We start from the raw sequence: 24,516 nt of genomic DNA on the forward strand, positions 1-24,516 counted from the left end.
AGCGTTCCTCAGTTTGATTGGCCAATGGTGGCGCTTGTGGCGGCTGGTGATCCCGGAAGGATTCGAACCTTCAACCCTCTGCTTAGAAGGCAGATGCTCTATCCCTTGAGCTACGGGACCATGCTTTGACGCCGCTTGGGCTCACGCCCATTGTAACGGAAATAAGCGACTAATGTGTCCAACGATCGAGCCGGCCGAACTTGAAGTTGTCCGCGTAGGATTTCGGTCTCACCCGGCCGGGCTGGGGCTCGATCAGACGAAACGCGATGCCCTGGCGGGTGGCATAAGCGATCGCTTCCTCCTTGGTCGCAAAGGTCATGTGGATTTGCGTTTTGGTGTCGGCAGAGCTCGTCCATCCCATGAGGGGCTCGATCGACCGAGGCTCGTCCGGCTCGAACTCGAGCACCCACTCCCGCGACGCAGCCCTGCCCTGCTGCATCGCGGTCTTGGCAGGCTTGAAGATGCGAGCCACCATAAACCAGACCTCGTTCTTGGCCCTATGAGCCGGTGGTAATGGTCGGGGCAGCAAGATTCGAACTTGCGACCCCCTGCTCCCAAAGCAGGTGCGCTACCAAGCTGCGCTATGCCCCGATAAAAGCTGGCCCAAGGCCATTCAAGACCAGCACATACAGAGTTCGCCGTATCGCGGCAAGCCAAGCCAGGGCGGAAGGGTGAACACGAGGGCGTCGGCCTATTCCCAGCCCTTCTCCGCCAATCCTGGGTAAACCACGCGGTCGCCAGACTTGAGCCCGATCGCGGCGGCCTTGCCGGCATTCAACTCGAGCACGCCAACCACATCGCCGTCTGAGGGAATCGGGGTCGTGGAAAAGGGCTCGGTGCTGCTTTCGATGCGGTGCACGCGGCCCGTCGCGTCAATGAAAACCATGTCGAGCGAGATGATCGTGTTCCGCATCCACATCGCGGCCGGTTGCGGGCGGTCATAGAGAAAGAGCATACCGCCGTCGTCGGGCAGCGAGCGCCGATACATCAGGCCGAGCGCACGTTCGCCGTCGGTAGTGGCGACCTCAATATTGAAGCGATGCGCGCCCGATGCGGTCTCGAGCACGAGCGTGTTTCGGCTGAGCGCCAAGCCCACGCTTGGCAGCGCAAAGAGGGCGAAGGCCAGCATGTAGGCCGCGACCCCAAGGTTGCCGGCAGCGCTACGCGCCACCGATCTTAGTGCGAGGAAGGACCTTGCGTTCCATCGGGCTTGAGCTCCGCCGCCATCAACCCCTTCGGCCCCTTGCCGAAGCGGACCAGAAGCGACTGCCCCGGGCGCAGCTCCGCAAAGCCACAGCGCCGCAGCGTCTCCATGTGGACGAAGATGTCCGACGTATCGAGACCGCGGGTCAGAAAGCCGAACCCCCGTAAGCGGTTGAACCATTTCACGACGGCCGTTTCCCACTCGCTCTCCGGGACGACGATGACGTGCGTTCGCTGCGGAAGCTGCGAAGGATGCACCGCCGTCGAGTCGTCCATCTCTAGAACGCGAAATGCTTGCAAGCCTTTCGGCCGGCGCAGAACCTGGCAGATCACGCGCGCACCTTCGTAGGCGGTCTGAAAACCGTCGCGCCGAAGACAGGTTACGTGCAGCAAAATGTCGGGAAGATTTTCGTCCGGAACAATAAAGCCATAACCTTTGGACGCGTCGAACCACTTAATCGACCCAGATATTTCAAAAACGTCAACTGTGGCTTCTTCGTCGTGCTGGGTAAAGCCCTCTAAAAGTGGCGGTTCTTTCGCCCCCATGCCGCATTCCCCCGCTTCACTTCCTCCCAGCCGCATCCACGCCCCACACGAATCAGCTGGTGTACATTCGGTGCGAACATAGCATCGCCAGTATGAGCGGCCACTGGAAATTTCCCGCGCGCAACGCATTCTCCACACACGCGCGGCGCGTTCGTCGTCTCTGCGCATTGACGACAACAAGCATCTGATCGAACAACATAACTTGCACCGCACGCGAGAGAAAAGCGGAGTTGCGGGAATCACGCGGCGCGCAGGTGTGGCGATGGCGCAAACGTTTCTACTAGCGAGCAAAAATCCTGTTTCGCCCTCTGGGAAACACTCAAAGGGTAAACGTGTGGGCGCCGGGCAACAATGGCACTGCAATCTGCATCGGATAGAGGCAGAGATGTCTCATTGGGTGACGCGCTTGCCACAGTGTGGCCCATCACGCTAAGGGTTCGACGCCTTCAGGATGAAGCGCGAGGAGGTCATGACGATGAAGTTTCTGCATACCATGGTGCGCGTCTCCGACGTCGATCAGTCCCTCGACTTCTACTGCAATAAGCTTGGACTGAAGGAAGTGAGGCGCATGGACAGCGAGCAGGGGCGCTTCACGCTGATCTACTTGGGCGCGCCTGGCAGCGAGGACGAGGGGCAGGTCGAGCTCACCCATAATTGGGACCCGGAAGCCTATGGCGAGGGACGCAATTTCGGGCACCTCGCCTTCGAGGTGGACGACATCTATGCCGCCTGCCAGCGGCTGATGGACAAGGGCGTCACCATCAACCGGCCGCCGCGGGACGGCTACATGGCGTTCATCCGCTCCCCGGACAATATCTCTATCGAGTTGTTGCAGAAGGGAAAGCCGCTCCCGGAACAGGAGCCGTGGGCGTCCATGCCCAATACCGGCAAGTGGTAGCCCGCAGACCGCACGAGCATTGGCGCCCCCTAGGGGAATTGAACCCCTGTTTTCAGGTTGAAAACCTGACGTCCTGACCATTAGACGAAGGGGGCGTGCCGCGCGCCTCGTCATATAGAAAGCTTTCCAAGTTCAGGCAAGAACGGCGGTGTTTACGCTCCGTTCGCCTCGGCGGCGTCGTCGATGAGGAGCTCCACGCCCTCGCGGCCGTTCCAGCTCGTCGGTCGCAGCCGACCTGCGATGTGCAGGGTCAGGCCTCCGTTCTTTAAGAGAAGCTCCGCCAGCGGTGTCTCACCGACGCGGAAGGCACACGCCTCGAGGCGCGCGCCGTCCGACGACTGGAGCGTGCAGCGAATGTGGGTGTCCTTCAGGAGGCGAACACGGCTTATGCGGTGAGACGGAAACACGAAACGCGGTTCGGGATGTCGCGGTCCGTAGGGGCCCGCACGATCGAGCAAGGTAAGCAGGTCCTTCGAGGCACCCTTCGCGGACATGACGCCGTCGAGCTTGAGCTGACGCGTGAATTGCGCCGTGGCGACCGGCGCTGCGATGCGATCCGTCAGAAAGTCGAGGAACGAAGCTTGCTTGCTGCGCTCCAGCTTGAAGCCTGCCGCCATCGCATGGCCGCCACCCTTTACGAGCAGTCCGGCATGAACGGCTGCCCTGATGGCCGCGCCGAGATCGACGGAGGCAATAGAGCGGGCAGAGCCGGTCCCCGATCCATCTGGCTCCCATGAAACGACGAAAGCCGGACGCGCGAAGCGCTCGGTAATGCGCCCGGCAACGAGGCCGAGCAAGCCCTTATGCCAGCGCTCCACACCGAGAAAGATCGACGGCCGGTCTGGATCCGACGCGAGCAAGTTGTCCGCGGCCGTGTAGGCCTCCTCCAACATGGTCTGCTCGATGGCTTTGCGCTCGGTGTTGAGCGTCTCGAGCTTCGCCGCGATGCCCCGCGCCTCGACCTCGTCATCGCAGGCGAGCAGCTTGGCGCCGAGACCCGGTGCGCCGATCCTGCCACCGGCATTGATTCGCGGGCCGAGAATGAAACCGAGCGTGTAGCAGCTTGGCGCAGTGTCGACGCGCGCTGCGTCGGCCAGGGCGCGCAATCCGGCATTGTGACGAAGGCGCAGGACCGCCAGTCCCTTGGCCACGAACGCGCGATTGACGCCGATGAAAGGCACCACATCGCAAACCGTGGCGAGTGCTACGAGATCGAGCAGCCCCAGCAGGTCCGGTTCGGCCTGACCCTGGTAGTAACCGCCGTGCCGCAGAGCCCTCGTCGTCGCCACGAGAAACAAGAAGACGAGTCCCGCCGCAGCGAGATGCCCTTGCCCCGAGAGGTCGTCCTGACGGTTGGGATTGACGATGGCCGTGGCCGGGGGCAGCGCCTCGTCAGCCTGGTGATGATCGATGACGATCACCTCCCCCCCCGCCATTTGTGCCGCAGCGATCGCCGTGTCGGCGCCGGTGCCGCAATCGACCGTCAGGATGAGGGTCGCGCCTTGCTGGACCAACCCCTCCAGTGCAGCCGGGCTCGGGCCATAACCCTCGGTCAAGCGGTCGGGGATATAGGTCGTGACCCCCTGGCCGTGCGCGCGAAGGAACCGCTCGATCAGCGCCACCGAGGCGGCGCCATCCACATCGTAGTCGCCGAAGACGGCGACAGGCTCACGGTTGCGGATCGCATCCGCGAGACGGTTTGCAGCCTTGTCCATGTCCTGCAGCGTTGCAGGGTCGGGCAGAAGAGTGCGCAGCGCGGGATCGAGATACCGGGAGGCGGTCTGGCTGTCGGCGCCGCGCGCGGCGAGAATGCGCCCCAGAAGCTCCGGTAGCCCGTTCGCCTGGGCAATGGCGGTTGCCACCAGCGAGAGCCCGGAGTCGAGCCTTTCGATCCAGCGGTAACCGCGCGCGGAACGCTGCACGCCGAGGAGTGCAGGTGCATCCTCAAACTTATAACTGAAAGCCGCCGTCACGCCGGGATGCCTACTTGTCTCAAGGTTCCTGATCTTGGCGACAAGTTTAGCTGATTCGCTCCCTAGCTTTCGGTGCTGGCTAGCTTGTCCGCACGTTTCGTGCGGATCCAACGCACCGTGCCGGTCGACGCGCGCATCACCACGGTATGGGTGAATATCTCATTCTTCCCGAAGCGAACGCCTTCGAGAAGCGAGCCATCGGTAATGCCGGTGGCAGTGATGCTGACGTCGCCCGACACCATGTCCGCAAGGGTGTATTTGCGGTTGAGATCATCGATCTCGGCCGCATCGGCGCGGGCGCGCTGCTGCTCGTTGGTGGCGCAGAGCCGCCCCTGAATCTGACCTCCGGTGCAGGCGAGCGCCGCGGCGGCGAGTATTCCTTCGGGAGCGCCGCCGACGCCCATATAGATGTCTATCCCGGTATTTTCGGGGTCGGTGGTGTGAATCACGCCGGCGATATCGCCGTCGCCGATCAACCGCAACGCGGCGCCTGACGCCCGCAACTCCTCGATGAGCTTGGCATGACGGGGACGATCGAGAAGACAGGCGGTGAGCTCGGCGACCGCCACGCCCTTCGCCTTCGCGAGAGCGCGCAAATTGTCCCCGGGGCTTGCGTCGAGATCGACCACGCCCTCGGGATAGCCCGGACCGATGGCAATCTTGTCCATGTAGATCGTGGGGACCTTAAGCAGACCGCCGCGTTCGGCGATCGCCACGACGGAGAGAGCATTGGGTAGCGCCTTGGCGCAGAGGGTGGAGCCTTCTAGCGGATCCACGGCGAGGTCGACCTGAAGGCCGACGTGATCGCGATCGCCAATCGTCTCGCCGATAAAAAGGACCGGCGCCTCGTTCTCCTCGCCCTCCCCGACGACGACGACGCCTTCGATGGGAAGGCGGGTGAGTTCGCGATGCATGGCGTTGGCGGCGGCCGCGTCGGCGGCAGCTTCATCGCCGCGTCCTCGTAACCGCGCGGCGGCTATGGCGGTCGCCTCGGTGACGCGCACAATATCAAGCGCAAGAGTGCGGTCGAGCCCGGTCCTGGCCGCAGCCTGCAACACGTCCTGCCTCCTCCTGGGGCCGCGATGTTGAACCTCGCGTCTTCCAGCTAGCACATTCTTATCACAGTTTTTCGATCCGGATCATCTGCGGCTTGGCCTCGACGTGGCCGTCGCGCGCGATGCTTTGCAAAGCCTTGCGAATGGCGGCTTCCGTGGTCTGGTGCGTGATCATGACCACGGTGGCAGGCGTGCCCTCGCGGCGGCGATGCACGCCTGGAAGCTCCGCGGAAGCGAGCCGCTGGACGATGCTCTCGAGCGAGATCCCCTGATCCGCCATACGGGTGGCGATCGCGGCAAAAGCCCCGGTGCGGTCAAACACCGACAGGCGGATGTAATATCCGCCTTCATGCGTTCGCATCTGGGCTTTCTTATACGGCATGAGGTCCTTCGCCTTCGTGGCGAACGGCGCCAGAATATGGTTGCGGGCGATATCGAGCAGGTCGCTCATCACGGAGGACGCCGTGGGGCCCGCGCCGGCACCCGGGCCGATGAGCATAACGTCTCCGACAAAATCCCCGTCGATGGCGACACAGTTGGAAACGCCGTCGACCTCGGCGATGGCCGTCTCCTTTGGCACCATGGTGGGATGCACGCGCTGCTCGATGCCGCTTTCGGTGCGTAGCGCCACGCCAAGGAGCTTGATGCGGTAGCCGAGACCGTCAGCGGCCTCGATGTCTGCAGGCGCGATGGTCTCGATGCCTTCCACATAGACGGATTCGAACGCTGGCCGCGTGCCGAAGGCGAGGCTCGTCAGGAGGGCGAGTTTGTGCGCGGTGTCGAAGCCGCCGATATCGAAGCCTGGGTCGGCCTCGGCATAACCCTCCGCTTGCGCCTCCTTCAGAGCTTCGGCGAAACTCCGCCCCTCGCGTTCCATCAGCGTCAGGATGTAATTGCAGGTGCCGTTGAGAATGCCGTAGACGCGGGAGATGTCGCTGCCCTTGAGGCTCTCGCGCATCACTTTGACGACGGGAATGCCGCCGGCGACCGCCGCTTCAAAATTTAGGGCGACGCCATGTTTCTCAGCGAGCGCAGCGAGGCTTGCGCCATGATGGGCAAGCAGCGCCTTGTTCGCGGTCACGACATGCTTGCCGGCCTTAAGCGCTGCCTCGACAGCTTCCTTGGCGACACCGCCCTCCCCGCCGATTAGTTCGACAAAGACGTCGATCTCGGGATCCCGGGCGAGCGCGACAGGATCGCCGACAAAACGAAATTGGGAGATGTCGACGTCGCGCTTCTTACGTTTGTTCCGCGCCGACACGGCAACAATTTCGATCGGCTTACCAGCCCTCGACGCGAGCGAGGACCCTCGTGCCGCCATGAGCCGCACCAGACCGCTTCCGACCGTGCCGAGGCCGGCTAGTCCTAGTTTCAAACGATCCGTCATAGGAAGGGATCAGAACGTCCGATTCGCCTTGGAGGCAATGGGAATGACGTTGTGCAGACTTTGGGCCTGTTCGGCCAGAAACTTACGGATGTTGCGCGCGGCCTGGCGAATGCGCTGCTCGTTCTCCACGAGAGCAATGCGGACATAGCCCTCGCCATATTCGCCGAAGCCGACGCCAGGGGATACTGCAACGCCCGCCTTCTCCAGGACGAGCTTGGAAAATTCGAGCGAACCGAGATGAGCAAACATCTCAGGGATTGACGCCCAGGCGAACATGGTCGCCGGCGGTGACGGGATGGGCCAGCCGGCCCGCGTCAGGGAATCGACAAGGCAGTCGCGGCGGCGGCGATAGATGTCGCGGATCTCGTCGATGCAGTCCTGCGGCCCGTTGAGCGCGGCGGCGGCGGCAACCTGGATCGGCGTAAAGGCGCCATAGTCGAGATAGGACTTGACCCGCGTGAGGGCCTGGATCAGGCGCTCGTTGCCGACGGCGAAGCCCATGCGCCAGCCGGGCATGGCATAGGTCTTGGACAGGGACGTGAACTCGACGGCGATGTCCAACGCGCCCTCGACCTCAAGGATCGACGGCGGTGGCGGTCCCTCGAAATAGATCTCGGCGTAGGCGAGGTCGGACAACACAAGCAGGTCATGCTTCTTCGCGAACGCAACGACCTCCCGATAGAAGTCGAGATCGGCCACGATCGCGGTCGGATTGGACGGATAATTGAGCACAAGCGCCGACGGCTTCGGAACCGAATGGCGCACCGCCTTGTCGAACGAGGTCATGAATTGGGAATCGGTCCGCGCCGGAAGGTGCCGGATAACCCCGCCCGACATGATAAAGCCGAATTCGTGGATGGGATAAGTCGGGTTCGGGACCAAGATGACGTCCCCCGGGGCGGTGATGGCTTGCGCGACATTGGCGAAGCCTTCCTTGGAGCCGAGCGTTGCCACGATCTGCGTATCAGGGTTGAGCTTCACACCGAAGCGGCGGTCGTAATAGGCGGCTTGCGCCTTGCGGAGACCGGGAATTCCGCGCGAGGCTGAGTAGCGATTGGTGCGGGGATCGTTGATCGTTTCGACCAGCTTTTGCACGATGTGCGACGGCGTGGGCATGTCGGGGTTGCCCATACCGAAATCGATGATGTCATCGCCGCGCGCGCGCGCCTGCGCCTTGAGCTTGTTGACCTGCTCAAAGACGTAAGGCGGTAGCCGCTTAATCCTGTGGAAATCGTTATTCACACCGTTCGTCCACCCCGCCCAGAACCCCCAAACGAGGATACGGCACTTGAACCACAGAAGGCGACCCCCGAGCAAGCCGCTCCTTTGCGTGTGTTAGTTTTGCTTTTGCGCCGTTTTGGCGGCCGGCGCGGTCGATTCAGTCGGTGTTGCGGCCGGCTTAACCGCCTTGCCGTCTTGCTTGGCCCGCGCCTGCTCTTCCTGAAGTTCGGCGATCGCGGCCTTCTGCTCTTCCTTGGTCATGGTCTTGTCATAGCGAACCAGGTCCGTGAACCGGGACAGGGACTTGCCCGTGGTCAGAGAATCGGCGCAGCCGCTTAAGAAAAGCGGGATTAGCGCAGCAAGAAGGAGACTTGCGGGTCTAAACGGCATGCGCAACTCAAGCCCCGTTCAAGTTGGTGGGACATTTCACGCGATTGGCACAGAGGACTGATTGTTATATTGCATAGCACAATAGCGTTTTGCTGGAAGTCGACGCAGGGGACTCTGCTGCTTTTGCACATTGGCGAGCGTGTGATTAAGCAGTGGTAAAATAAGGGCAACTCGATGCAGGAGAAGAGCGACGGTTCCAAAGAGGTCGCAACCGAGGATTACGCCGGAAACCAGTTCGAGACGCTAGCTCGTAATATGATGCGGTTGTTCGACCAGGGGGCCAAGGTCGTCGCCACGCTCGCAGAGCGATCAAACGGCGATGGCCCGTACAGCGTCTCCTCCGAAGTCAGCGAAGCGGCAAAGTCGCTGGGCGAAATCGCGCAGCACTGGATCAGCGAGCCAGGCAAGCTTGCGGCCGCGCAAGGAGAGCTGTTCAAGGACCACGCGGAGCTTTGGGGCCGCTCTTTCCGCCGCATGCTTGGCGAAGACGTCAAGCCGGTGGTCGAGCCCGAGCCCGGCGACAACCGTTTCAAGGACCCGGACTGGTCCAACAGCCAGTTCTTCGATTTCTGGAAACAGTCCTATCTTATCACCTCGCGCTGGGCGGAAGACGTCACCCGCAACACGCAAGGCGTCGACGATAAGACGCGCAAGAAGGCGTTGTTCTATCTCAATCAGACGCTCGCGGCGCTATCGCCATCTAACTTCGCTCTCACCAATCCCGAGGTGTTGCGCGCCACGATCGCAACCAACGCCGAAAACCTCGTCCGAGGCATGCAGCATCTCGCCGAGGATTTGGGGCAGTCGAAAGATCTATTGCGAATCAGCCAGACTGATCTGTCCGCGTTCGAGGTCGGGCGCAACCTTGCGATCACGCCCGGAAAGGTCGTGTTTCAGAATGAGTTGATCCAGCTTATTCAATATATGCCGACGACGGGCGAGGTGTATGAGAAGCCTCTCCTTATCGTGCCGCCTTGGATCAACAAATACTACATCCTCGATCTCGTCCAAGAGAAGTCCTTCGTAAAATGGGCCGTGGATCAAGGCTTCACCGTGTTCTTGGTCTCCTGGGTGAACCCCGACACGCGTCTCGCGGTGAAGACCTTCGAGGACTACATGCAGGACGGCATTCTCGCCGCCATCGGAGCGATCAACCGGCAATTCGGCATCCGCTCGATCAATGCGCTTGGTTATTGCGTCGGCGGCACGCTCCTCGCCTCGACCCTGGCTTATATGGCCGCCAAGGGCGACGACCGGATTTCGTCGGTGACGTTTCTTGCCGCGCAAGTGGATTTCAGCGAGGCCGGCGACCTTCTCGTCTTCATCGACGATACGCAGTTGAAGGCGTTGGAAGAGATGATGGCGGAGCACGGCTATCTCGACGGTTCGCGGATGGCGGCCGTGTTCAACATGCTCCGGCCACGCGATCTGATCTGGCCTTACGTCGTGAACAATTATCTGCTCGGTAAGAAGCCCTTCCCGTTCGACCTGCTTTATTGGAACTCCGATTCAACGCGGCTGTCTGCTGCCAATCATGCTTTCTATCTGCGTGAATTTTATCATCTCAACCGATTGGCCAAGGGCGAGATGGAGCTTGGCGGCATCCCGCTCGACCTCTCGAAGATCAAGATTCCAATCTACGAGCTTGCCACCAAGGAAGATCACATCGCGCCCGCTGAGTCCGTGTTTATCGGCTCCAAACTGTTCGGCGGCCAGGTGCGCTTCGTGCTTGCAGGATCCGGCCACATCGCCGGCGTGATCAACCCGCCAACCAAGAAGAAGTATCAGTTCTGGACCGGCGATCCGGCAGGCACGCTGCAAGACTGGATCGGCCGCGCTACCGAGGCGCCTGGGTCGTGGTGGCCGGATTGGGGGAAGTGGCTTGCCGATCACTCGGGACAGAAAGTCCCGCCCCGAGATCCGTCCTCCGGGCCATTGGCACCGATCGAGGATGCGCCTGGGTCTTACGTGCGGAGCAAGGACGAGGCTTAAGGAAACAGGGGCAGCTGCTCCAGGCCGAGCGTTTCGTCGAGGCCGTGCATGACGTTGAAGTTCTGCAGCGCCTGGCCGGCAGAGCCCTTCACCAGATTGTCGATGGCCGAGACCACGATGGCGCGACCCTGAAGCCGGTCGGCGAAGACGCCGATATGGCAGAAGTTCGAGCCGCGCACGTGCTGGGTGGCCGGAATCACGCCCTCCGCGACGACATGGACGAAGGGATTGTCAGCATAGGCCGTGACAAGCGCGTTGCGGAGACCGGGCGCAGTTGCCTGGCCGGCAAGCCGCACATAGCAGGTGCAAAGCTCGCCCCGGCTCATGGGCGCCAGATGCGGCGTGAAGTTGACGGTCACTGCCGAACCCGCGGCGAGACCCAATTCCTGCTCGATCTCCGGCAGGTGCCTATGGCTGCCGATGCCGTAGGGCGAGAGCCCCTCGCCTGCCTCGGAAAAAAGAATGTTCTGCTTCAGCGTACGGCCTGCACCTGATACCCCCGATTTCGCATCGATGATCAGGTCGTCAGTTGTGATGAGCTTGGCTTTGGCGAGCGGGAGCAACGCGAGCAGCACGCCGGTCGGATAGCAGCCCGGGCAGGCAACGAGGCGTGCGCCCTTGATGGCGTCGCGATAATGCTCCGTTAGGCCGTAGACGGCGCCCTTCAAAAGGTGAGGTGCGCCATGCTCGCCGCCATACCACTCGGCATAGCTGGCAGCATCCCGCAGTCGGAAGTCCGCCGACATGTCGATGACCTTGACGCTGTCCGGCAGCTTGGCGATCTCGCTATGCGCGGTGCCATGCGGCAGTCCGCCGAACACCACATCGACTGCACTCCAATCGACCTCGTCCGAGGTGACGAGCGCGGGCAAATCGAGGCTGCCGAGATGCGGGAACACTTGCGCCAAACTCTGGCCGGCATGCCCCTTGGCAACCAGCGCGGTGATAGCGATGGCAGGGTGACGCGCGGCAAGCCTGACGAGGTCGGCGCCGGTGTAACCCGAGGCGCCGAGAACTGCCGCTCTGATCTTGCTGGTATTCGCCATGATGAATGCAATGAGGCTCCGCGCTTCCACGCGGGCTTAACGGAATTCGAGAGTTTAGAAAAGGACGGAGCGTGAGCCTTGCGGCTCTTCCGCGCTAGCGCTTCGAGAACTGGAAGCTCTTTCGCGCCTTGGCCTTGCCATACTTCTTGCGCTCGACCACGCGCGAGTCGCGGGTCAGGAAGCCGCCCTTCTTCAAGACTGAGCGAAGCTCCGGCTCGAAGCGCGTGAGCGCAATGGAGATGCCGTGACGGACGGCGCCGGCCTGACCGGAAAGGCCGCCGCCCTTAACCGTGCAGACGACATCGAACTGGCCTTCGCGCTTGGAGGCAACGATCGGCTGCTTCAAAATCATCTGGAGGACGGGCCGCGCGAAATAGGTGACGTGGTCCCTGCCGTTGACGGTGATGCGACCGCCACCCGGCTTCAACCAAACGCGCGCAACGGCGTCCTTGCGCTTGCCGGTGGCATAGGAACGGCCCTGCGCGTCGACCTTCTTCTCATAGACGCGCGCTTGCGGAGTAGCAGCAGCGTCGCCACGGGCGGTGCCGAGATCTTCGAGTGTCATCACGTCGGTGTTGGCGGCCATGGCTCTAGGCGCTCCTTACGTTCTTGCTGTTCAGAGCAGCCACATCGAGCGTCTGCGGGTTTTGGGCCTCATGCGGATGCTCTGCACCCGCGTACACGCGCAGATTCTTCATCTGCCTGCGGCCAAGCGGTCCGCGCGGCAACATCCGTTCCACTGCCTTTTGCAGCACACGCTCGGGATGCCTTCCGTCGAGGGTCTTCTCGGCGGTGCGCTCTTTGATGCCGCCGGGATAACCTGTATGCCAGTAATAGACCTTGTCGGCGCGCTTGTTGCCCGTGAACACGACCTTGTCGGCGTTGATTACGATCACATTGTCCCCGCAATCGATATGGGGCGTGAACGTCGGCAGATGCTTGCCGCGAAGCATGGTCGCGATCACGGTCGCAAGCCTGCCGACGACGAGACCGGTCGCGTCGATAAGGATCCAGGACTTCTCGATGTCCTTGGGTGTGGCCGAATAGGTCTTCATGAATTTGGTTCTTGGCTTTACATCGATTAAGAGCGGCCGCGTTGGACCGAAGGGCGGTTCCTACCGGCTTCGTTGAGCTTGGTCAAGCGAGACAAATTTTTGAAGTTTTATCAAAGGTTTAAATATGTGGTATCATAATACCACGCTGTATGCATTTGAGGCATCTACAGAAATGGCAATGATATCATGTGAGGAGTTGGACCTGCTCGCACGCGAAAATCGCGGCCAAGTGGGCATTCTCACTCTCAATCGACCGGCAGCGCGGAACTGCCTTTCTGAAGATCTCATCGCGGCCTTGCACCGGGGCGTGAATGATCTCAGCCAAGACGACGATCTGCGTGCCATCATCATCACCGGTGCCGGCAGCGCGTTCTCGTCCGGGCACGACCTGAAGGAACTGACGGCGCACCGGAACGACGAGGATCGCGGGCGGGCCTTCTTTGCGAAGACCATGGCGGCGTGTTCGGCCATGATGCTTGCGATCATACGCTGTCCCAAGCCCGTCATCGCGGCGGTCAATGGCATTGCGACCGCAGCTGGCTGCCAGCTTGTGGCGAGCTGCGACCTGGCGGTGGCGAGTATCGATGCCCGCTTCGCGACGCCGGGCGTCAATATCGGTCTCTTCTGCTCGACCCCGATGGTCGCGCTGAGCCGCAATCTCTCACGCAAGGCCGCAATGGAGATGTTGCTTCTCGGCGAGATGGTGGATGCGAACGACGCCAGGGCGCTCGGTCTCGTCAATCGCGTCGTGTCGCCGGATCGATGCCTGAACGAGGCCGTCGAGCTTGGCCGCATGATCGCCAGCAAGCCAAAGGCGACCCTGAAGATCGGCAAGGAAGCCTTCTATCGGCAAATCGAAATGCCGATCGAGGACGCTTACGCCTATACGTCCGCCGTTATGGTGGAGAACATGCTGCATGAGGAGGCAGAGGAAGGGATCGGCGCCTTTCTCGACAAGCGCCCGCCGCGCTGGCCTGTATGAGCCCCTCCTGCACTTGATGAACCACGACGCCTATAGCGACGCGTATATCCGTGACATTCTCGTGGGCTACCGCGTCATCGCCATGGTGGGGGCAAGCCCCAACCCGTCGCGGCCAAGCTATTTCGCCATGAAATATCTTCAGGCGAAGGGCTTTCGAGTCATTCCGGTCAACCCGGGCCAGGCGGGCAAGCCCCTCCTCGGCGAGACGGTTTACGCCTCGCTCCGCGACATTCCGGACGCGGTCGGCATCGTGGATGTCTTCCGCAACTCCGGAGCCGCCCTCGAGATCACGAAGGATGCGATTGCCATCAACGCCAAGGTGGTTTGGATGCAGCTTGGTGTTCGGAACGATGAAGCCGCGAAGCTCGCTGAGGATGCAGGCCTGAAGGTCGTGATGAATCGCTGCCCTAAAATTGAATATGGCAGACTTTCGGGAGAACTCGCCTGGGCCGGCGTCAACTCACGTCTCCTGTCGAGCAAACGTCCCATCCTCGCAAAAACCGGGGTGCAACATCGCGTTATCGGCAAGGATGGCTGAGGTTTGGCCCGACCGCCCGTTCGACGGTATCTTGAAAGGCGGTACAGGCTGTCATACCAGCCTTTTGGCAGAGGCACTCTCTATCCAACACACATTCGCAACGAAACTGGAGACGACATGAAGTCCCTTTACGTAACATTGCTTTCGTTCGGCCTCGCAGCAACGCTGCCGGGTCATGGGTTTGCGCAAACCATGGCCCAGAAGGTGGCCTGCAAGGATGATGCGAAGAAATTCTGCCAAGGGGTGCAGCCTGGCAATGGGCGCATGCTTGTCAGTCTCGCGCCGCACAAGGAGCAGCTCAGCGAGGCGTGCCACCTGGTGATTGAGAGGAACGGCCATTAGGGATTTAAAGATGGTGCAAATGGCTTCGGCAGCGCTGCGCCATCTCTTACCAGATATATTGTACCGGACCTGAGGCGCTAGAGAGGGAATGACCATGTCCGCCGACCGCACCCCCGGCTTCAACACGCTTGCCATTCATGCCGGCGCGCAGCCCGATCCCGCCACGGGTGCGCGCGTGACACCGATTTATCAGACCACATCCTTCGTCTTCGACGACGTGGATCATGCGGCGGCGCTGTTCAATCTCGAGACCTTCGGCAACATCTACACCCGCATCATGAATCCGACGCAAGCCGTGCTCGAGGAGCGCATCGCCGCGCTCGAGGGCGGCACCGCTGCGCTCGCGGTCGCCTCCGGGCACGCGGCGCAGCTTCTCGTCTTTCACACCTTGCTTGAGCCCGGCGACGAGTTCATTGCCGCTCGCCAGCTCTATGGCGGTTCGATCAACCAATTTGGCTATTCGTTCCAGAAATGCGGCTGGACGGTGCGCTGGGCCGACACCACGGACGCGGAGTCGTTCCGCGCGGCGGTGACGCCGAAGACCAAGGCGATCTTCGCAGAGTCGATTGCCAATCCCGGTGGCATCATCACCGACATCGAAGCGATCGCCAAGGTAGCGAAGGAAGCCGGCGTACCGCTGATCGTCGACAACACGCTGGCTACGCCCTACTTGCTTCGTCCCAAGGAATACGGCGCGGACATCATCGTGCATTCCCTGACGAAGTTTCTTGGCGGCCATGGCAACTCGATCGGCGGCGTCATTGTCGATTGCGGCACCTTCGACTGGCTCGCCAGCGGCCGCTACCCGACGCTTTCGCAGCCGACGCAGAGCTATCACGGCATCACGCTGGCGGAGACGTTCGGCAATTTCGCATTCGCTATCGCCGCGCGGGTGCTGGCCTTGCGCGACCTCGGCCCCGCGATCTCACCTTTCAATGCCTTTCTAATCCTCACCGGGATCGAGACGTTGCCTTTGCGCATGCAACGCCATTGCGACAACGCCCTTGCCGTCGCGGAGTGGCTGTCCAAACACGAGAGGGTGGCGTGGGTGAACTATGCGGGGCTTCCCGGCAATGCGTATCACGCGCTTGCAAAGCGCTATTGCCCCACGGGCGCCGGCGGTGTCTTCACGTTTGGGCTAAAGGCCGGCTATGAGGCGGGCGTCAAGCTCGTCGGCAACGTCAAGCTTTTCAGCCATCTCGCCAATATCGGCGATACTCGAAGCCTGATCATCCATCCTGCCTCGACCACGCATCGCCAGCTCAGCGATGAGAATCGCGCGCGCGCCGGAGCCGGCCCCGATGTCGTTCGCTTGTCGATCGGTCTTGAGGATGTCGGCGATATCATCGCCGATCTCGATCAGGCTTTGGCGGCGGGCTGACGCGCGATTGCGCTTTGCGCGCCTTTCGCGATCCAGAAATGATAAATGCCCGCGGCGAAAACCGCGATGGCGCCGGCCTGATGCGCAAGGCCAAGCTCGATCGGAACTTTCAGCAGCAGCGTCCAGACCCCGATGGTGGCCTGAAGCAGCGCGGCGCCGGCAACGATCAAAGCGCTGATCGCAAGCGAGGAGCCCCAGGTGCGCGCTGCGAACCATAGCAGCTGCGCGAGCGTGGCGAGGACGACCGCGTAGCCGAGCATGCGGTGGTTGAACTGCACGGTCAGCGGGTTCTCGAACAGGTTCAGATACCAGGGCGACGCCTCGCCGAGGCCGCTCGGTACGAAGGCGCCGTTGATGAGCGGCCAGGTGTTGAAGCCGAAGCCCGCGTCGAGCCCGGCGACCAGCGCGCCGGCCAACATTTGCAGGAAGATGAGCGCGAGCAGGAGGCCTGCGATCCAGGCGGCGACGAGCGACGGCCGTACTTTGACTTCGCGCCGCCTGTCACCGAGGCCGAACAGCAGCCAAAGCGTATAGCCAAAGATCAACACCGCGATGCCGAAATGCGCTGCAAGGCGGTACTGGCTGACATCGACGCGTTCCACGAGCCCGCTTTTCACCATGTACCAGCCAACGACGCCTTGCAGTCCGCCAAGGAGGAAGAGACCGGCGAGACGCGGCAGAAGCGCGCGCGGGATGTATCCCGCCATCCAGAAAATGACGAAGGGAACGAAGAAGACGATGCCGATGAAGCGGCCGAGAAATCTGTGCGCCCACTCCCACCAGTAGATGGACTTGAAGTCTTCCAGCGTCATGTCCGGGTTCACGTGCGTATATTCCGGGATCGTTCGATAATCTTTGAACGCCTCCCGCCACGCCTCTTCGGTCAACGGGGGGATGGCGCCAAGGATCGGCTGCCATTCGGTGATCGAAAGCCCTGAGTCCGTGAGCCGCGTTGCGCCGCCGACCAGGATCATCGCGACGATCAAGGCGGCGATCACGCTAAGCCAGATGCGGAGCGCGCGAGCGTGGGTCGCGTTGATGGCTGGTGTTTCGATGCGGCGGAGGGCTGGAGCTGCGGTCGTCGACATGGGCCGGTGATAACGGGCGACGGCGTCAAACTCAATGGAGGCCTAGTACCACAATCACCGCAGAACCAAGCTGTTACCGCAGCCCTGTCCCGCTAAAATGCCCAAATGCGCCTGCGTACCCGAAAGCTGGTCGGCACAATTCTCCTGCTTGGCTTTCTCATCGCCTATAGCTGGGCGGCGGTCGCGGTCGGTGCGGGCCGCATCGCGCTTGCGCCGCCGCTGGCGCAATTCGCCTATTTCCTCACAGCAGGCCTGCTCTGGGTGCCCCCTGCGGGATTTCTGATCCGCTGGATGCAGCGGCCGGACTAAGCCGCGCTGACCTGCTGAAAGCCGCTCCAAAGCGCGAAAGGCGCGCCGGACAGATAGAGCGCGGTATAGGTCAGCGACCGATAATCGCCATTTAGGGAAACTCGGGGCAATGCGGTTAAATGCGCTGCATGAGCGGGGAATAGCATGCCCTTTCGTGTCGTGACCGCGGTCTTGAAGCCGAGCTCGCGCGCCAGCGCAAATTCGCGGCGTCCGGCACTGCCGGGATCGCCATAGGGGAAGCTGAAATGCTCCGGCCGCACACCCAGCTCACGCTCGATGCGACCGGCGCGCCGCCCAGCTCTTCGGTGGCGCTCGAGGGGGGTAAGCTTGGAGACGGCGTAGTGCCCGCGCGTGCGCGCGCCGATGGTGACGAGTGGATCGGCCGCCCGACCTGATCTCTCCCACGTCATGATCAGGTCGCGGCAGTCCTTGGCCATGTCGATGCCATAACGATCCGCAAGGACGCTGACGATCTGGCGCTGGGTCGACTCATCGAGACTGCGCAGCCACCAATAGATCTGCTCGAAGCTCCTCTGCTTCTCCGCCACCGTGCCCGTGGGCAATTGCCATAGATCGCCGTTGCGACAAAGCTCGATGCCATCTTCAGCGCGCGCCACGATCTTCTCCAGCGCCAGCCACCAAAGCTCGCCCTTGCCGTCCGGGAAGTCGGTCGGCACATAGATCGTCATGGGCAGGCCGTGAGCCTTGAAGAGCGGGTAGGCGTGTTCAAGAATGTCGCGATAGCCGTCGTCGAAGGTGAAGGACACAAAGCGGCGGTCGGTCCCCTCCTCCAGCCGCGTCACGGCCTCATCGAGCGAGACGACATCGAGGCCGGCATCCTGCACCTGGTCGAGCACGGAAGCAGAAAATCGGGCGTCACCTCGAGGATGCGGTTCGGCGCAAACGCCTTCTCCTCCCCCTCTGGGCGCACCTGATGCAGCGGGAAAATCAACCCAGTGCCTTGCGTATAGGGTGCGAGCAGCCGGTGCGCCTTCGAATGGTAAAGGCCCGACATGGCCGCCTTCATCATCGCGGTCTTCACGTTCTGCACGGCCGTTCTCCTCCTCCAGCCATCAACCGTTAACCCGGCTCTGGCATCGTCCAAGGAGGGATCGTGACAGCGGTTCCTTGCAAAACGATTGCCGCCCGAAAGAGAGCGGAAGGTAGGGTCCTCCAGCGGGGGCCGTGAAGGATGGTATCCGCGTATGAGTTCCACTGCGCTTTTCCGCACGGAAGCCGAGTCCGCCAGACGCAGGCTCGAGCAATGCGGCCCGATTTTCGTCGATACGAGCCCGGGCAAGATTTCGCTTCACCTCACCGACGATTGGGCGAGCCTCCAGGCGACCTGGGAGGCGCTCCAGGACGTCGCGGCGTGTAGCGGCCCAGACCTACGATTGGGCGCGCGCGATTGCGCGCCATGTGCTCGGGCCGGAAGGCCGGGAAGCCGTGATTGCCGTCGGGTACGGAAGCGATGGTGCCCCCCTTCTGCTTTGGCCGTTCGAGATGGCGAAAGCGGCGGGCATGCCGGTTCTGTCGTGGCTCGGCCACGATCACGCAATTACAATATGGGATTGTTCGCGCCCGACGCCGCGGAGAGGTTCAACGCCGACGACATCGGCCGTCTGCTGACCGCCGTTGGCCGCGAGTGCGCGCATGGTCCTCACAGCCCAGCCCGAAGCCTGGGACGGCATCCCAAACCCCTTTGCCAAGCTTTCGCATCAAGTCGCACCCAATAGCGGCTACGCCGTCAAGCTCGGCGACTTCGATACCCTCTTCAAGGAGCGCTTCAGCAAGCGCTCGCGCGGCACGTTGAACCGCAAAGAACGGAATGATGGATGTCTTCTTCGCGCAGAAGACCCGCCAATTCGCTGAGATGGGCGTCAAGGACGTCTTCGATGTGCATGCGCGCGCCTTCTATCGCGAGGTGGCGCAATCCCAGCAGGCTCCATCTCGGATTTCTCAAGGCCGGCGACGACATCGCCGCAACGTTCAGCGGAACGTCTGTCACAACCGCATGGCCGTCTCGCTGTCGTCGCTCGCCGAAGGCGAGGTGCAGCGCTTCTCCCCCGGAGGCCTCCTCCTTCGCCACCAGATCAAGGAAGCTTGCGAGGAGGGACTTGCCCTTTACGCCATGGGCGTCGGCGAAGCGCGCCACAAAACGGAGTGGTGCGAGATCACGCAACCGCTGTTCGACAGCTTCATCGCCTTGAAGCCCCAAGGTCTCATACTGACGCAGGCCTTCGCCGTTATGGCGCGGGCAAGCGGGTCATCTAAACCAATCGCTATCTGTGGCCCTTGGTAAAGCGCTTCCGGCGCACTCTGCTTGCCCGCAAGGCGGACGGCGCAGGGGCGCGCTCAACCCATGGCGGCGACGCGGCCGAAGAAACCTGAGCGCGCGCCCTTGCCATCCTGCTCGTAGACGACGATCGGGCAACCCAGCTGCACGAATTCCGACAAATCCTCTTGGCCGCCCTTGGCGCTTGCACCCTTAGGCAGCACGGCGACCATCACCGGCAATTCCAGCCGCAACGCGGGCTTCAACTTCTTCGCCGCGTCATAGTCGGCATGAAGCACCACGCAGTCATAGGCCTTGGTGAGGGCATCGAAGAGACGGCCGAAGCGGGCGACCTCATCGCCGTCTGACTTGATCGCCGGATTGCCGGCTGGAATGACCTGGAGCGCGGTGTCGGGATCGATCCGGATCACATCCTCAAACCCGGCGCGTCCAGCCAGCAGGTCCGTAAAGCCCGGCGCGCGCGGAAGTCCAAGCGCGCCCGACACGGCGGACGCACTGCGGGTGAGGTCTACCAGTACGACGCGCTCGCGCTTGGCGACAAAACCGCGCGCGATCTCGATCGCTTCTGCCGCTGCATCTGCCTTGGGGGAGGCAGAAGAAACGAGCAGCGCGCGAGGCGCCTCCCCGTTCGCCGTCGCCACAACGTGATTGAGCACGGCGTCGAGAGACTTGAGAATGGGCCCGATGCGGCCATTGCCGGCCTTCAAAGGTCGCGGAGCGGTTTGGCGCGGGCTTTCAGCGGACGGCTCTCGATGCGACGCAGCCAGCCTCTGTTGGAGGTAATGCCGCAAATCGTTCGGCCGCGTGGACGGCAGCTCCACAGCTTCTTCAATCCCGGCGTCGATGATCGCCGCATCCTCTGTATTGGGCGGACTCTCCATGTGCGATGCGGCATCTCCTGTCTTGAATGCTTGGCGCACGCGCTGAAAAATGCCGGCGGCTTGTTGACCCACCGCGGGTTGCGCCTGCGCCGTGGACGGTGTCGGCGCCGCAAGTGGCTCGGCTCTCTTCATCTCAGTCCCCTTTAGCCATTTCGGGCGCACGCGGGGTGCACGCGGCAGAGTTGGTTCCGCCTCCGCCGCTACAGGCTCGGATAGAGGTTCGGCAATCGTAGCGACGGAAGTTGGAATGGCGACGGTCGCAGCCGCAGCCGGCGGCGTGGCAGCTTGGGACGTTTGCGGCTGCGGTGGCTGTACGGCCTGACGGGTGAGTCTGGCCCGGGGCGCTTGCGGTGTGGCACGGACCGGCGGAGCGCGAAGAGACGGCTCGGTCTCCCGCAGGGGCATGGCTGGGGTCCCGCTCATCAGCTCACGCGCGAGGATGTAAGCGATCGCCAGCAACGCAGCGGCGAGCGTTGCGAGGAGTGTCATCGGCAGCCGTTTGGGGAAGGACGGCAGCAGCGAGGCGTGGGCGCGCGAGACGATCGCGGCTTGCGCCGGCACCGAGCCCACGTCGTGGCGCGCGCTCGCGTCCTGATACCGCGCCAGGTACGATTCCAGGAGATCGCGATTGGCCTTGGCCTCGCGCTCGAGCGCGCGCAACTGGATCTCGGCGTCGCTCATTCCGGAGCCCCGGGTCTTCACATCGTTCAGGCTCTTGCGCAGCGAGCTCTCGCGCGCGCTTGCGACCTGCGCCTCATTCTCCAGGCCCTTGACGATCTTGGTCGCCTCCAAGCGGATCTGCTCACGACTGTCAGCAAGCTCGGAGTTCAGTTGCTTGATGCGGGGGTGGGATGGCATCAACGTCGCGGAAAGCTTTGCAAGCTGGCGCTGCACCTGGGCGCGCTGCTCGGTCAGCCGGCTGATCAGCTCGGAATTGAGAACTTCGGGAGTGGCATCCACCTCGCCCTTCTCGTCCAGCATCGTCTTGATGAGGCGCGCACGGGCCACGGCTTCGGATTTCTGCCCGGCGGCGAGAATGAGCTGGCTATTCAACTCCGAAAGCTGCTGCGCATTGAGCGTGACATTGTTGCCGCCCGAATAGAGGCCGTGGGCCGCGCGAAATTTTTCCGCGGCGGCTTCGGACTCGGCGACCTTCTTGCGGATCTCGTCGATTTGGACCCGCAGCCATGCCGTGGCGTCGCGGGTCTGCTCGAGCTTTGCCTTGCGTTGCCACTCGATATAGACGTCGGCGAGCTTGTTGGCGGCCTTGGCCGCGAGCGACGGATCGCCCGAGGTGTATTCGATGGCGATGACGCTCGATTTGGCGAGCGGAAACACGGATAGATGTTCGGCAAAGGCGTCGGCCGCCTTCTCGCGCTCGGACTTTGCCGAATCGCGACCAAGCCCGAGACTATGCATCATGCGCTTGAATAGATTGACGCCCGCGTCCTTCTGAAACGCGGGGTCGTTCGGCAGGTCGAGAGCCTTGACGGCTTCGAGCACAAGGTCGCGCGAGGTCAACACCTGCACCTGGCTCTGCACCGCCTGCTCGTCCAGCGCACGGTCCTGCTCCCGGCCCTGATCCGAAGCGGGCCGGGTAAAGGCCGATTCCTCATTTTGAATTAGGACCCGCGCCTCGGACGTGTAGAGCGGCCGCACCATCGAGAGCCCGACAAAGGTGACGATGCCGCAGCCGACGGCAAAACCAAGCACCCACCCCTTCGCGCGCCATAGGGCACGGCCAAGGCCGGCAAGATCGACATCCTGCGCGTCGCCGTATGGGGGCTGGGCTCTTCGCACTCGACTGAACTCCTCGACCGGCCTCCATTAAAGCGGTGCCTCGTAACCAAAGCCTTAAGCCGAGGCCCGCTTCGACACGCCTTGTCAGCCTTCCTTAACTATAGGTGCCTAATCCTTGCGGGATGCGAACCAAGCGACAGTCCGGCGTTTGGCAGATAGCAGTCCTCCTGGTCGTGCTTGCCGCGACCCTTGGCGGCTGCATGCGCGGCGCTATTCCCGGACTGACCACGCCAGATCACGCGCTCAACACGCCCGCACCCCTGCCGCCGCCCGGGGAGCCCATGCGCTGACACCTGACACAACGGCGGCGATCCCGGGGATGCCCGACCTAACCCACCCTATCGCCTCGATAGCGGGGATCGCGTGCGCGTCACCGTTTTTGGCCAGGACAATCTCTCACGTCTCTACACCGTCGACGGGAGCGGCAGCGTGTCGCTCGCCCTGGCCGGTCCCGTACGCGCACGCGGCCTCACCAACTTCGAGCTCGCCGCGAGCATCACGAATCAGCTCAAGGGCAAATACATCAAAGATCCGAAGGTCGCGGTCGAGGTCGAGGGCTACCGCCCTTCTTCATCCTCGGCGAAGTGCGCAAGCCCGGGCAGTTCCCTTACGTGAATGGCGGCATGACGGTGGAGGTCGCGGTCGCCGAAGGCTATACCGAGCGCGCCAATAAACGCATGGTGCGCCTCACGCGCGAATTGGCGGCGTCATGAGCACGGTAATGGTGCCCACCGATTATCCCATGCAACCCGGCGACACTATTTACGTGCTCGAACGCTTCTTCTAAAGCTCGTGGAATCGCTGCCACGCCGCCGCACCTGGAGCCCGTGAGCCCTCCGCTTCGCATCCTGCATTGCCTGCGCACACCGATCGGGGGCCTGTTTCGCCATGTCTACGACTTGGCGCGGGACCAGGCCGAGCTTGGGCTCGAGGTCGGCGTCATTTGCGACGCGACAGCAGCCGGAGAGGGCAACGACCGCGCTCTTGTACGGCTTGCAGACGCCTGCGCGCTGGGCGTCACGCGGGTCGCGATGCCGCGGCAATTGGGTTTTGGCGATTGGGGCGCGCTCGGCCGCGTCACCCGCCTCGCCGACACGCTCGATATCGACATTCTGCACGGCCATGGCGCAAAAGGCGGCGCCTATGGGCGGCTCGCGGTGCGCTCGCTGAAGCGCAAAGGTCGCGAGATCAAGGCGATCTATACGCCCCATGGCGGCAGCCTGCATTTTTCGCCCACCAAGCCATTGAGCCGGCTCTATATCGCGGCCGAGCGCAGACTGGCCCCACTGACCGACGGACTCATCTTCGAGAGCGTCTTCGCGTCCCGCCGCTACACCAACCTTATCGGCGCGCCGCGTTGCCCGGTGCGTATCGTGCCAAACGGCGTTCACCCGCAGGAGTTCTATGAGCCGATGCTCGCAGACGACGCCGCCGACTTTGTCTTCGTGGGCGAACTCCGGCACCTGAAAGGCGTGGACGTCTTCCTCGAAGCGCTGGCCGCAGATAGAGACGTGTTTCCCGGCCGCGCTATCGTTGTCGGGAGCGGGCCGGACGAGGCCGCCTTCAAGAAGCTCGCGCGCAAACTTCGCCTCGGAGCAACGGTGTCCTTCATCGGAGCACAGCCGAGGCAAAGCGCCTTCTCGCGGGCGCGGTGCCTGGTACCCTCGCGGGCGGAGTCTTTCCCTTATATCGTGCTGGAGGCGGCCGCGGCGGGCATGCCCATCATCGCCACCAATGTTGGCGGCATTCCGGAGATCGTCTCCGGCACCCACGTCCCGCTGATTCCGCCGGGGGATGCCAAAGCGCTCGCGGGCCAGATGCGCGCCTTTCTCGCCGACCCGCAGCCGTTCCTGGCGCGCGCCGCAGAGCTGAAGACGCATGTGGGCGAGAAGTTCACCGTCGAGATCATGACGCGGGATGTGGTCGATTTTTACGACTCCTGCTTGGACGCAGCGCCCCGGCAGGCAACGATCCTTTCGCGGACAAGATCAAGCTGGCCGCCGCGAAATAGCGTTCAGCCCGGCAGCGACAATGGCTGCTTGATGAAGGGATGAGAAGCGGGCCCATCGCCTGCGGCTCCGCGCGCGCGCGGCCTGCAGCCGGCGGAGCGCTGAAAGTGGTCGGAGCGGGGAG

General features: G+C 62.6%; 26 protein-coding genes, 3 tRNA genes and 1 pseudogene. 12 read left to right on the plus strand and 18 right to left on the minus strand.

The annotated features are described in order from the left end of the window. Nucleotides 1–44: 44 nt before the first annotated feature. From ACR2J1_RS01725 to ACR2J1_RS01745, 5 genes are all read right to left on the minus strand, one after another. Nucleotides 45–120 (minus strand) — tRNA-Arg (locus ACR2J1_RS01725). A gap of 49 nt (nucleotides 121–169) precedes the next feature. Then, nucleotides 170–475: an ETC complex I subunit gene (locus tag ACR2J1_RS01730; protein ID WP_434017629.1), complete on the minus strand. Its 306-nt coding sequence runs from the start codon at nucleotides 473–475 to the stop codon at nucleotides 170–172. A gap of 39 nt (nucleotides 476–514) precedes the next feature. Next, nucleotides 515–591 (minus strand) — tRNA-Pro (locus ACR2J1_RS01735). Nucleotides 592–691: 100 nt separating this feature from the next. Beyond that, the gene (locus ACR2J1_RS01740) at nucleotides 692–1,171 is read right to left on the minus strand and encodes a DUF192 domain-containing protein (RefSeq protein WP_434017630.1); all 480 of its coding nucleotides are present in this window, start codon (nucleotides 1,169–1,171) and stop codon (nucleotides 692–694) included. A gap of 5 nt (nucleotides 1,172–1,176) precedes the next feature. Next, entirely contained in the window at nucleotides 1,177–1,749 is a 573-nt protein-coding gene (locus tag ACR2J1_RS01745; protein WP_434017631.1) for a cold-shock protein, read from the minus strand. Between the two features lie 475 nt (nucleotides 1,750–2,224). On the opposite strand from ACR2J1_RS01745, the gene ACR2J1_RS01750 reads away from it, so the two are divergent. Next, the gene (locus tag ACR2J1_RS01750) at nucleotides 2,225–2,647 is read left to right on the plus strand and encodes a VOC family protein (RefSeq protein WP_434017651.1); all 423 of its coding nucleotides are present in this window, start codon (nucleotides 2,225–2,227) and stop codon (nucleotides 2,645–2,647) included. A 20-nt stretch (nucleotides 2,648–2,667) separates the two neighbouring features. On the opposite strand, the gene ACR2J1_RS01755 is transcribed toward ACR2J1_RS01750, so the two are convergent. The 6 genes from ACR2J1_RS01755 to ACR2J1_RS01780 all read right to left on the minus strand — a co-directional run bounded on the left by ACR2J1_RS01755 (nucleotide 2,668) and on the right by ACR2J1_RS01780 (nucleotide 8,673). Further along, a tRNA-Glu gene (locus ACR2J1_RS01755) sits at nucleotides 2,668–2,742 on the minus strand. 57 nt (nucleotides 2,743–2,799) lie between these two features. Then, nucleotides 2,800–4,620 (minus strand): single-stranded-DNA-specific exonuclease RecJ, encoded by a 1,821-nt coding sequence (recJ, locus tag ACR2J1_RS01760; RefSeq protein WP_434017632.1) that lies wholly within the window; start codon nucleotides 4,618–4,620, stop codon nucleotides 2,800–2,802. 62 nt (nucleotides 4,621–4,682) lie between these two features. Further along, entirely contained in the window at nucleotides 4,683–5,675 is a 993-nt protein-coding gene (glpX, locus tag ACR2J1_RS01765; protein ID WP_434017652.1) for a class II fructose-bisphosphatase, read from the minus strand. Between the two features lie 64 nt (nucleotides 5,676–5,739). Further along, on the minus strand, nucleotides 5,740–7,062 hold the full coding sequence (locus tag ACR2J1_RS01770; protein WP_434017633.1) for a homoserine dehydrogenase: 1,323 nt from the start codon (nucleotides 7,060–7,062) through the stop codon (nucleotides 5,740–5,742). A 9-nt stretch (nucleotides 7,063–7,071) separates the two neighbouring features. After that, nucleotides 7,072–8,304 (minus strand): LL-diaminopimelate aminotransferase, encoded by a 1,233-nt coding sequence (locus ACR2J1_RS01775; RefSeq protein WP_434017634.1) that lies wholly within the window; start codon nucleotides 8,302–8,304, stop codon nucleotides 7,072–7,074. A gap of 93 nt (nucleotides 8,305–8,397) precedes the next feature. Next, nucleotides 8,398–8,673, minus strand: coding sequence for a hypothetical protein (locus ACR2J1_RS01780; protein ID WP_434017635.1), 276 nt, complete (start codon nucleotides 8,671–8,673; stop codon nucleotides 8,398–8,400). A gap of 174 nt (nucleotides 8,674–8,847) precedes the next feature. On the opposite strand from ACR2J1_RS01780, the gene ACR2J1_RS01785 reads away from it, so the two are divergent. Then, nucleotides 8,848–10,665: a PHA/PHB synthase family protein gene (locus ACR2J1_RS01785; RefSeq protein WP_434017636.1), complete on the plus strand. Its 1,818-nt coding sequence runs from the start codon at nucleotides 8,848–8,850 to the stop codon at nucleotides 10,663–10,665. Here ACR2J1_RS01785 and argC read toward each other — a convergent pair. The 3 genes from argC to rplM form a co-directional block, all read right to left on the minus strand. Further along, on the minus strand, nucleotides 10,662–11,711 hold the full coding sequence (gene argC, locus ACR2J1_RS01790; RefSeq protein WP_434017637.1) for an N-acetyl-gamma-glutamyl-phosphate reductase: 1,050 nt from the start codon (nucleotides 11,709–11,711) through the stop codon (nucleotides 10,662–10,664). The genes ACR2J1_RS01785 and argC overlap by 4 nt on opposite strands. 94 nt (nucleotides 11,712–11,805) lie before the next feature. Beyond that, nucleotides 11,806–12,276: a 30S ribosomal protein S9 gene (gene rpsI / locus ACR2J1_RS01795; RefSeq protein WP_434017653.1), complete on the minus strand. Its 471-nt coding sequence runs from the start codon at nucleotides 12,274–12,276 to the stop codon at nucleotides 11,806–11,808. Nucleotides 12,277–12,301: 25 nt separating this feature from the next. Continuing rightward, nucleotides 12,302–12,766: a 50S ribosomal protein L13 gene (gene rplM, locus ACR2J1_RS01800; RefSeq protein ID WP_434017638.1), complete on the minus strand. Its 465-nt coding sequence runs from the start codon at nucleotides 12,764–12,766 to the stop codon at nucleotides 12,302–12,304. Nucleotides 12,767–12,944: 178 nt separating this feature from the next. Here rplM and ACR2J1_RS01805 point away from each other — a divergent pair, with 178 nt between their 5' ends. The 4 genes from ACR2J1_RS01805 to ACR2J1_RS01820 all read left to right on the plus strand — a co-directional run bounded on the left by ACR2J1_RS01805 (nucleotide 12,945) and on the right by ACR2J1_RS01820 (nucleotide 16,009). Then, nucleotides 12,945–13,748 (plus strand): enoyl-CoA hydratase, encoded by an 804-nt coding sequence (locus ACR2J1_RS01805; protein WP_434017654.1) that lies wholly within the window; start codon nucleotides 12,945–12,947, stop codon nucleotides 13,746–13,748. Between the two features lie 16 nt (nucleotides 13,749–13,764). Then, entirely contained in the window at nucleotides 13,765–14,286 is a 522-nt protein-coding gene (locus ACR2J1_RS01810; protein ID WP_434017639.1) for a CoA-binding protein, read from the plus strand. 117 nt (nucleotides 14,287–14,403) lie between these two features. After that, on the plus strand, nucleotides 14,404–14,628 hold the full coding sequence (locus tag ACR2J1_RS01815) for a cysteine rich repeat-containing protein (RefSeq protein WP_434017640.1): 225 nt from the start codon (nucleotides 14,404–14,406) through the stop codon (nucleotides 14,626–14,628). A 94-nt stretch (nucleotides 14,629–14,722) separates the two neighbouring features. Beyond that, nucleotides 14,723–16,009 carry an O-acetylhomoserine aminocarboxypropyltransferase gene (locus tag ACR2J1_RS01820; protein ID WP_434017655.1) on the plus strand — a complete coding sequence of 429 codons (1,287 nt, stop codon included), beginning with the start codon at nucleotides 14,723–14,725 and terminating at the stop codon, nucleotides 16,007–16,009. On the opposite strand, the gene ACR2J1_RS01825 is transcribed toward ACR2J1_RS01820, so the two are convergent. Continuing rightward, a complete protein-coding gene (locus ACR2J1_RS01825) occupies nucleotides 15,988–17,097 on the minus strand; it encodes a COX15/CtaA family protein (RefSeq protein ID WP_434017641.1) in 1,110 nt (369 codons plus the stop codon). The two genes, ACR2J1_RS01820 and ACR2J1_RS01825, sit on opposite strands and share 22 nt — an antisense overlap. A gap of 105 nt (nucleotides 17,098–17,202) precedes the next feature. On the opposite strand from ACR2J1_RS01825, the gene ACR2J1_RS01830 reads away from it, so the two are divergent. After that, nucleotides 17,203–17,406 (plus strand): DUF2842 domain-containing protein, encoded by a 204-nt coding sequence (locus ACR2J1_RS01830; protein ID WP_434017642.1) that lies wholly within the window; start codon nucleotides 17,203–17,205, stop codon nucleotides 17,404–17,406. Here ACR2J1_RS01830 and ACR2J1_RS01835 read toward each other — a convergent pair. Then, nucleotides 17,403–18,263 (minus strand): polysaccharide deacetylase family protein, encoded by an 861-nt coding sequence (locus ACR2J1_RS01835; RefSeq protein ID WP_434017643.1) that lies wholly within the window; start codon nucleotides 18,261–18,263, stop codon nucleotides 17,403–17,405. The two genes, ACR2J1_RS01830 and ACR2J1_RS01835, sit on opposite strands and share 4 nt — an antisense overlap. Next, entirely contained in the window at nucleotides 18,206–18,457 is a 252-nt protein-coding gene (locus tag ACR2J1_RS01840) for a hypothetical protein (protein ID WP_434017644.1), read from the minus strand. The genes ACR2J1_RS01835 and ACR2J1_RS01840 overlap by 58 nt, the downstream gene beginning before the upstream one ends. A gap of 602 nt (nucleotides 18,458–19,059) precedes the next feature. Here ACR2J1_RS01840 and ACR2J1_RS01845 point away from each other — a divergent pair. Both ACR2J1_RS01845 and ACR2J1_RS01850 read left to right on the plus strand, forming a co-directional pair. After that, nucleotides 19,060–19,278 carry a hypothetical protein gene (locus ACR2J1_RS01845; RefSeq protein WP_434017645.1) on the plus strand — a complete coding sequence of 73 codons (219 nt, stop codon included), beginning with the start codon at nucleotides 19,060–19,062 and terminating at the stop codon, nucleotides 19,276–19,278. Beyond that, nucleotides 19,238–19,708 carry a GNAT family N-acetyltransferase gene (locus ACR2J1_RS01850; protein ID WP_434017646.1) on the plus strand — a complete coding sequence of 157 codons (471 nt, stop codon included), beginning with the start codon at nucleotides 19,238–19,240 and terminating at the stop codon, nucleotides 19,706–19,708. Before ACR2J1_RS01845 ends, ACR2J1_RS01850 begins: the two co-directional genes overlap by 41 nt. Nucleotides 19,709–19,761: 53 nt before the next feature. Here ACR2J1_RS01850 and ACR2J1_RS01855 read toward each other — a convergent pair whose 3' ends face one another. Then, nucleotides 19,762–22,383 (minus strand): Wzz/FepE/Etk N-terminal domain-containing protein, encoded by a 2,622-nt coding sequence (locus ACR2J1_RS01855; RefSeq protein WP_434017647.1) that lies wholly within the window; start codon nucleotides 22,381–22,383, stop codon nucleotides 19,762–19,764. A gap of 122 nt (nucleotides 22,384–22,505) precedes the next feature. Between ACR2J1_RS01855 and ACR2J1_RS01860 the strand changes: the two genes are divergently transcribed. The 3 genes and pseudogenes from ACR2J1_RS01860 to ACR2J1_RS01870 all read left to right on the plus strand — a co-directional run bounded on the left by ACR2J1_RS01860 (nucleotide 22,506) and on the right by ACR2J1_RS01870 (nucleotide 24,437). After that, nucleotides 22,506–22,673 (plus strand): hypothetical protein, encoded by a 168-nt coding sequence (locus ACR2J1_RS01860; RefSeq protein ID WP_434017648.1) that lies wholly within the window; start codon nucleotides 22,506–22,508, stop codon nucleotides 22,671–22,673. A gap of 49 nt (nucleotides 22,674–22,722) precedes the next feature. Then, nucleotides 22,723–22,998, plus strand: a pseudogene (locus ACR2J1_RS01865) (polysaccharide biosynthesis/export family protein); the annotation flags it as partial. A 212-nt stretch (nucleotides 22,999–23,210) separates the two neighbouring features. Next, on the plus strand, nucleotides 23,211–24,437 hold the full coding sequence (locus ACR2J1_RS01870; protein WP_434017649.1) for a glycosyltransferase family 4 protein: 1,227 nt from the start codon (nucleotides 23,211–23,213) through the stop codon (nucleotides 24,435–24,437). Nucleotides 24,438–24,516 lie beyond the last annotated feature (79 nt).

Origin of the sequence: Methyloceanibacter sp., from assembly GCF_050999895.1 — a bacterium.
In the GTDB taxonomy this organism is placed as follows: domain Bacteria; phylum Pseudomonadota; class Alphaproteobacteria; order Rhizobiales; family Methyloligellaceae; genus Methyloceanibacter.

Bases quoted from the DNA above. Each gene is read 5' to 3' on its own strand.
- ACR2J1_RS01730 (WP_434017629.1), bottom strand. From the start codon at position 475: ATGGTGGCTCGCATCTTCAAGCCTGCCAAGACCGCGATGCAGCAGGGC.
- ACR2J1_RS01745 (WP_434017631.1), bottom strand. From the start codon at position 1,749: ATGGGGGCGAAAGAACCGCCACTTTTAGAGGGCTTTACCCAGCACGAC.
- ACR2J1_RS01750 (WP_434017651.1), top strand. From the start codon at position 2,225: ATGAAGTTTCTGCATACCATGGTGCGCGTCTCCGACGTCGATCAGTCC.
- ACR2J1_RS01770 (WP_434017633.1), bottom strand. From the start codon at position 7,062: ATGACGGATCGTTTGAAACTAGGACTAGCCGGCCTCGGCACGGTCGGA.
- ACR2J1_RS01780 (WP_434017635.1), bottom strand. From the start codon at position 8,673: ATGCCGTTTAGACCCGCAAGTCTCCTTCTTGCTGCGCTAATCCCGCTT.
- ACR2J1_RS01785 (WP_434017636.1), top strand. From the start codon at position 8,848: ATGCAGGAGAAGAGCGACGGTTCCAAAGAGGTCGCAACCGAGGATTAC.
- argC (WP_434017637.1), bottom strand. From the start codon at position 11,711: ATGGCGAATACCAGCAAGATCAGAGCGGCAGTTCTCGGCGCCTCGGGT.
- rpsI (WP_434017653.1), bottom strand. From the start codon at position 12,276: ATGACACTCGAAGATCTCGGCACCGCCCGTGGCGACGCTGCTGCTACT.
- rplM (WP_434017638.1), bottom strand. From the start codon at position 12,766: ATGAAGACCTATTCGGCCACACCCAAGGACATCGAGAAGTCCTGGATC.
- ACR2J1_RS01805 (WP_434017654.1), top strand. From the start codon at position 12,945: ATGATATCATGTGAGGAGTTGGACCTGCTCGCACGCGAAAATCGCGGC.
- ACR2J1_RS01810 (WP_434017639.1), top strand. From the start codon at position 13,765: ATGAACCACGACGCCTATAGCGACGCGTATATCCGTGACATTCTCGTG.
- ACR2J1_RS01815 (WP_434017640.1), top strand. From the start codon at position 14,404: ATGAAGTCCCTTTACGTAACATTGCTTTCGTTCGGCCTCGCAGCAACG.
- ACR2J1_RS01820 (WP_434017655.1), top strand. From the start codon at position 14,723: ATGTCCGCCGACCGCACCCCCGGCTTCAACACGCTTGCCATTCATGCC.
- ACR2J1_RS01825 (WP_434017641.1), bottom strand. From the start codon at position 17,097: ATGTCGACGACCGCAGCTCCAGCCCTCCGCCGCATCGAAACACCAGCC.
- ACR2J1_RS01830 (WP_434017642.1), top strand. From the start codon at position 17,203: ATGCGCCTGCGTACCCGAAAGCTGGTCGGCACAATTCTCCTGCTTGGC.
- ACR2J1_RS01845 (WP_434017645.1), top strand. From the start codon at position 19,060: ATGGTCCTCACAGCCCAGCCCGAAGCCTGGGACGGCATCCCAAACCCC.
- ACR2J1_RS01850 (WP_434017646.1), top strand. From the start codon at position 19,238: ATGGATGTCTTCTTCGCGCAGAAGACCCGCCAATTCGCTGAGATGGGC.
- ACR2J1_RS01860 (WP_434017648.1), top strand. From the start codon at position 22,506: ATGCGAACCAAGCGACAGTCCGGCGTTTGGCAGATAGCAGTCCTCCTG.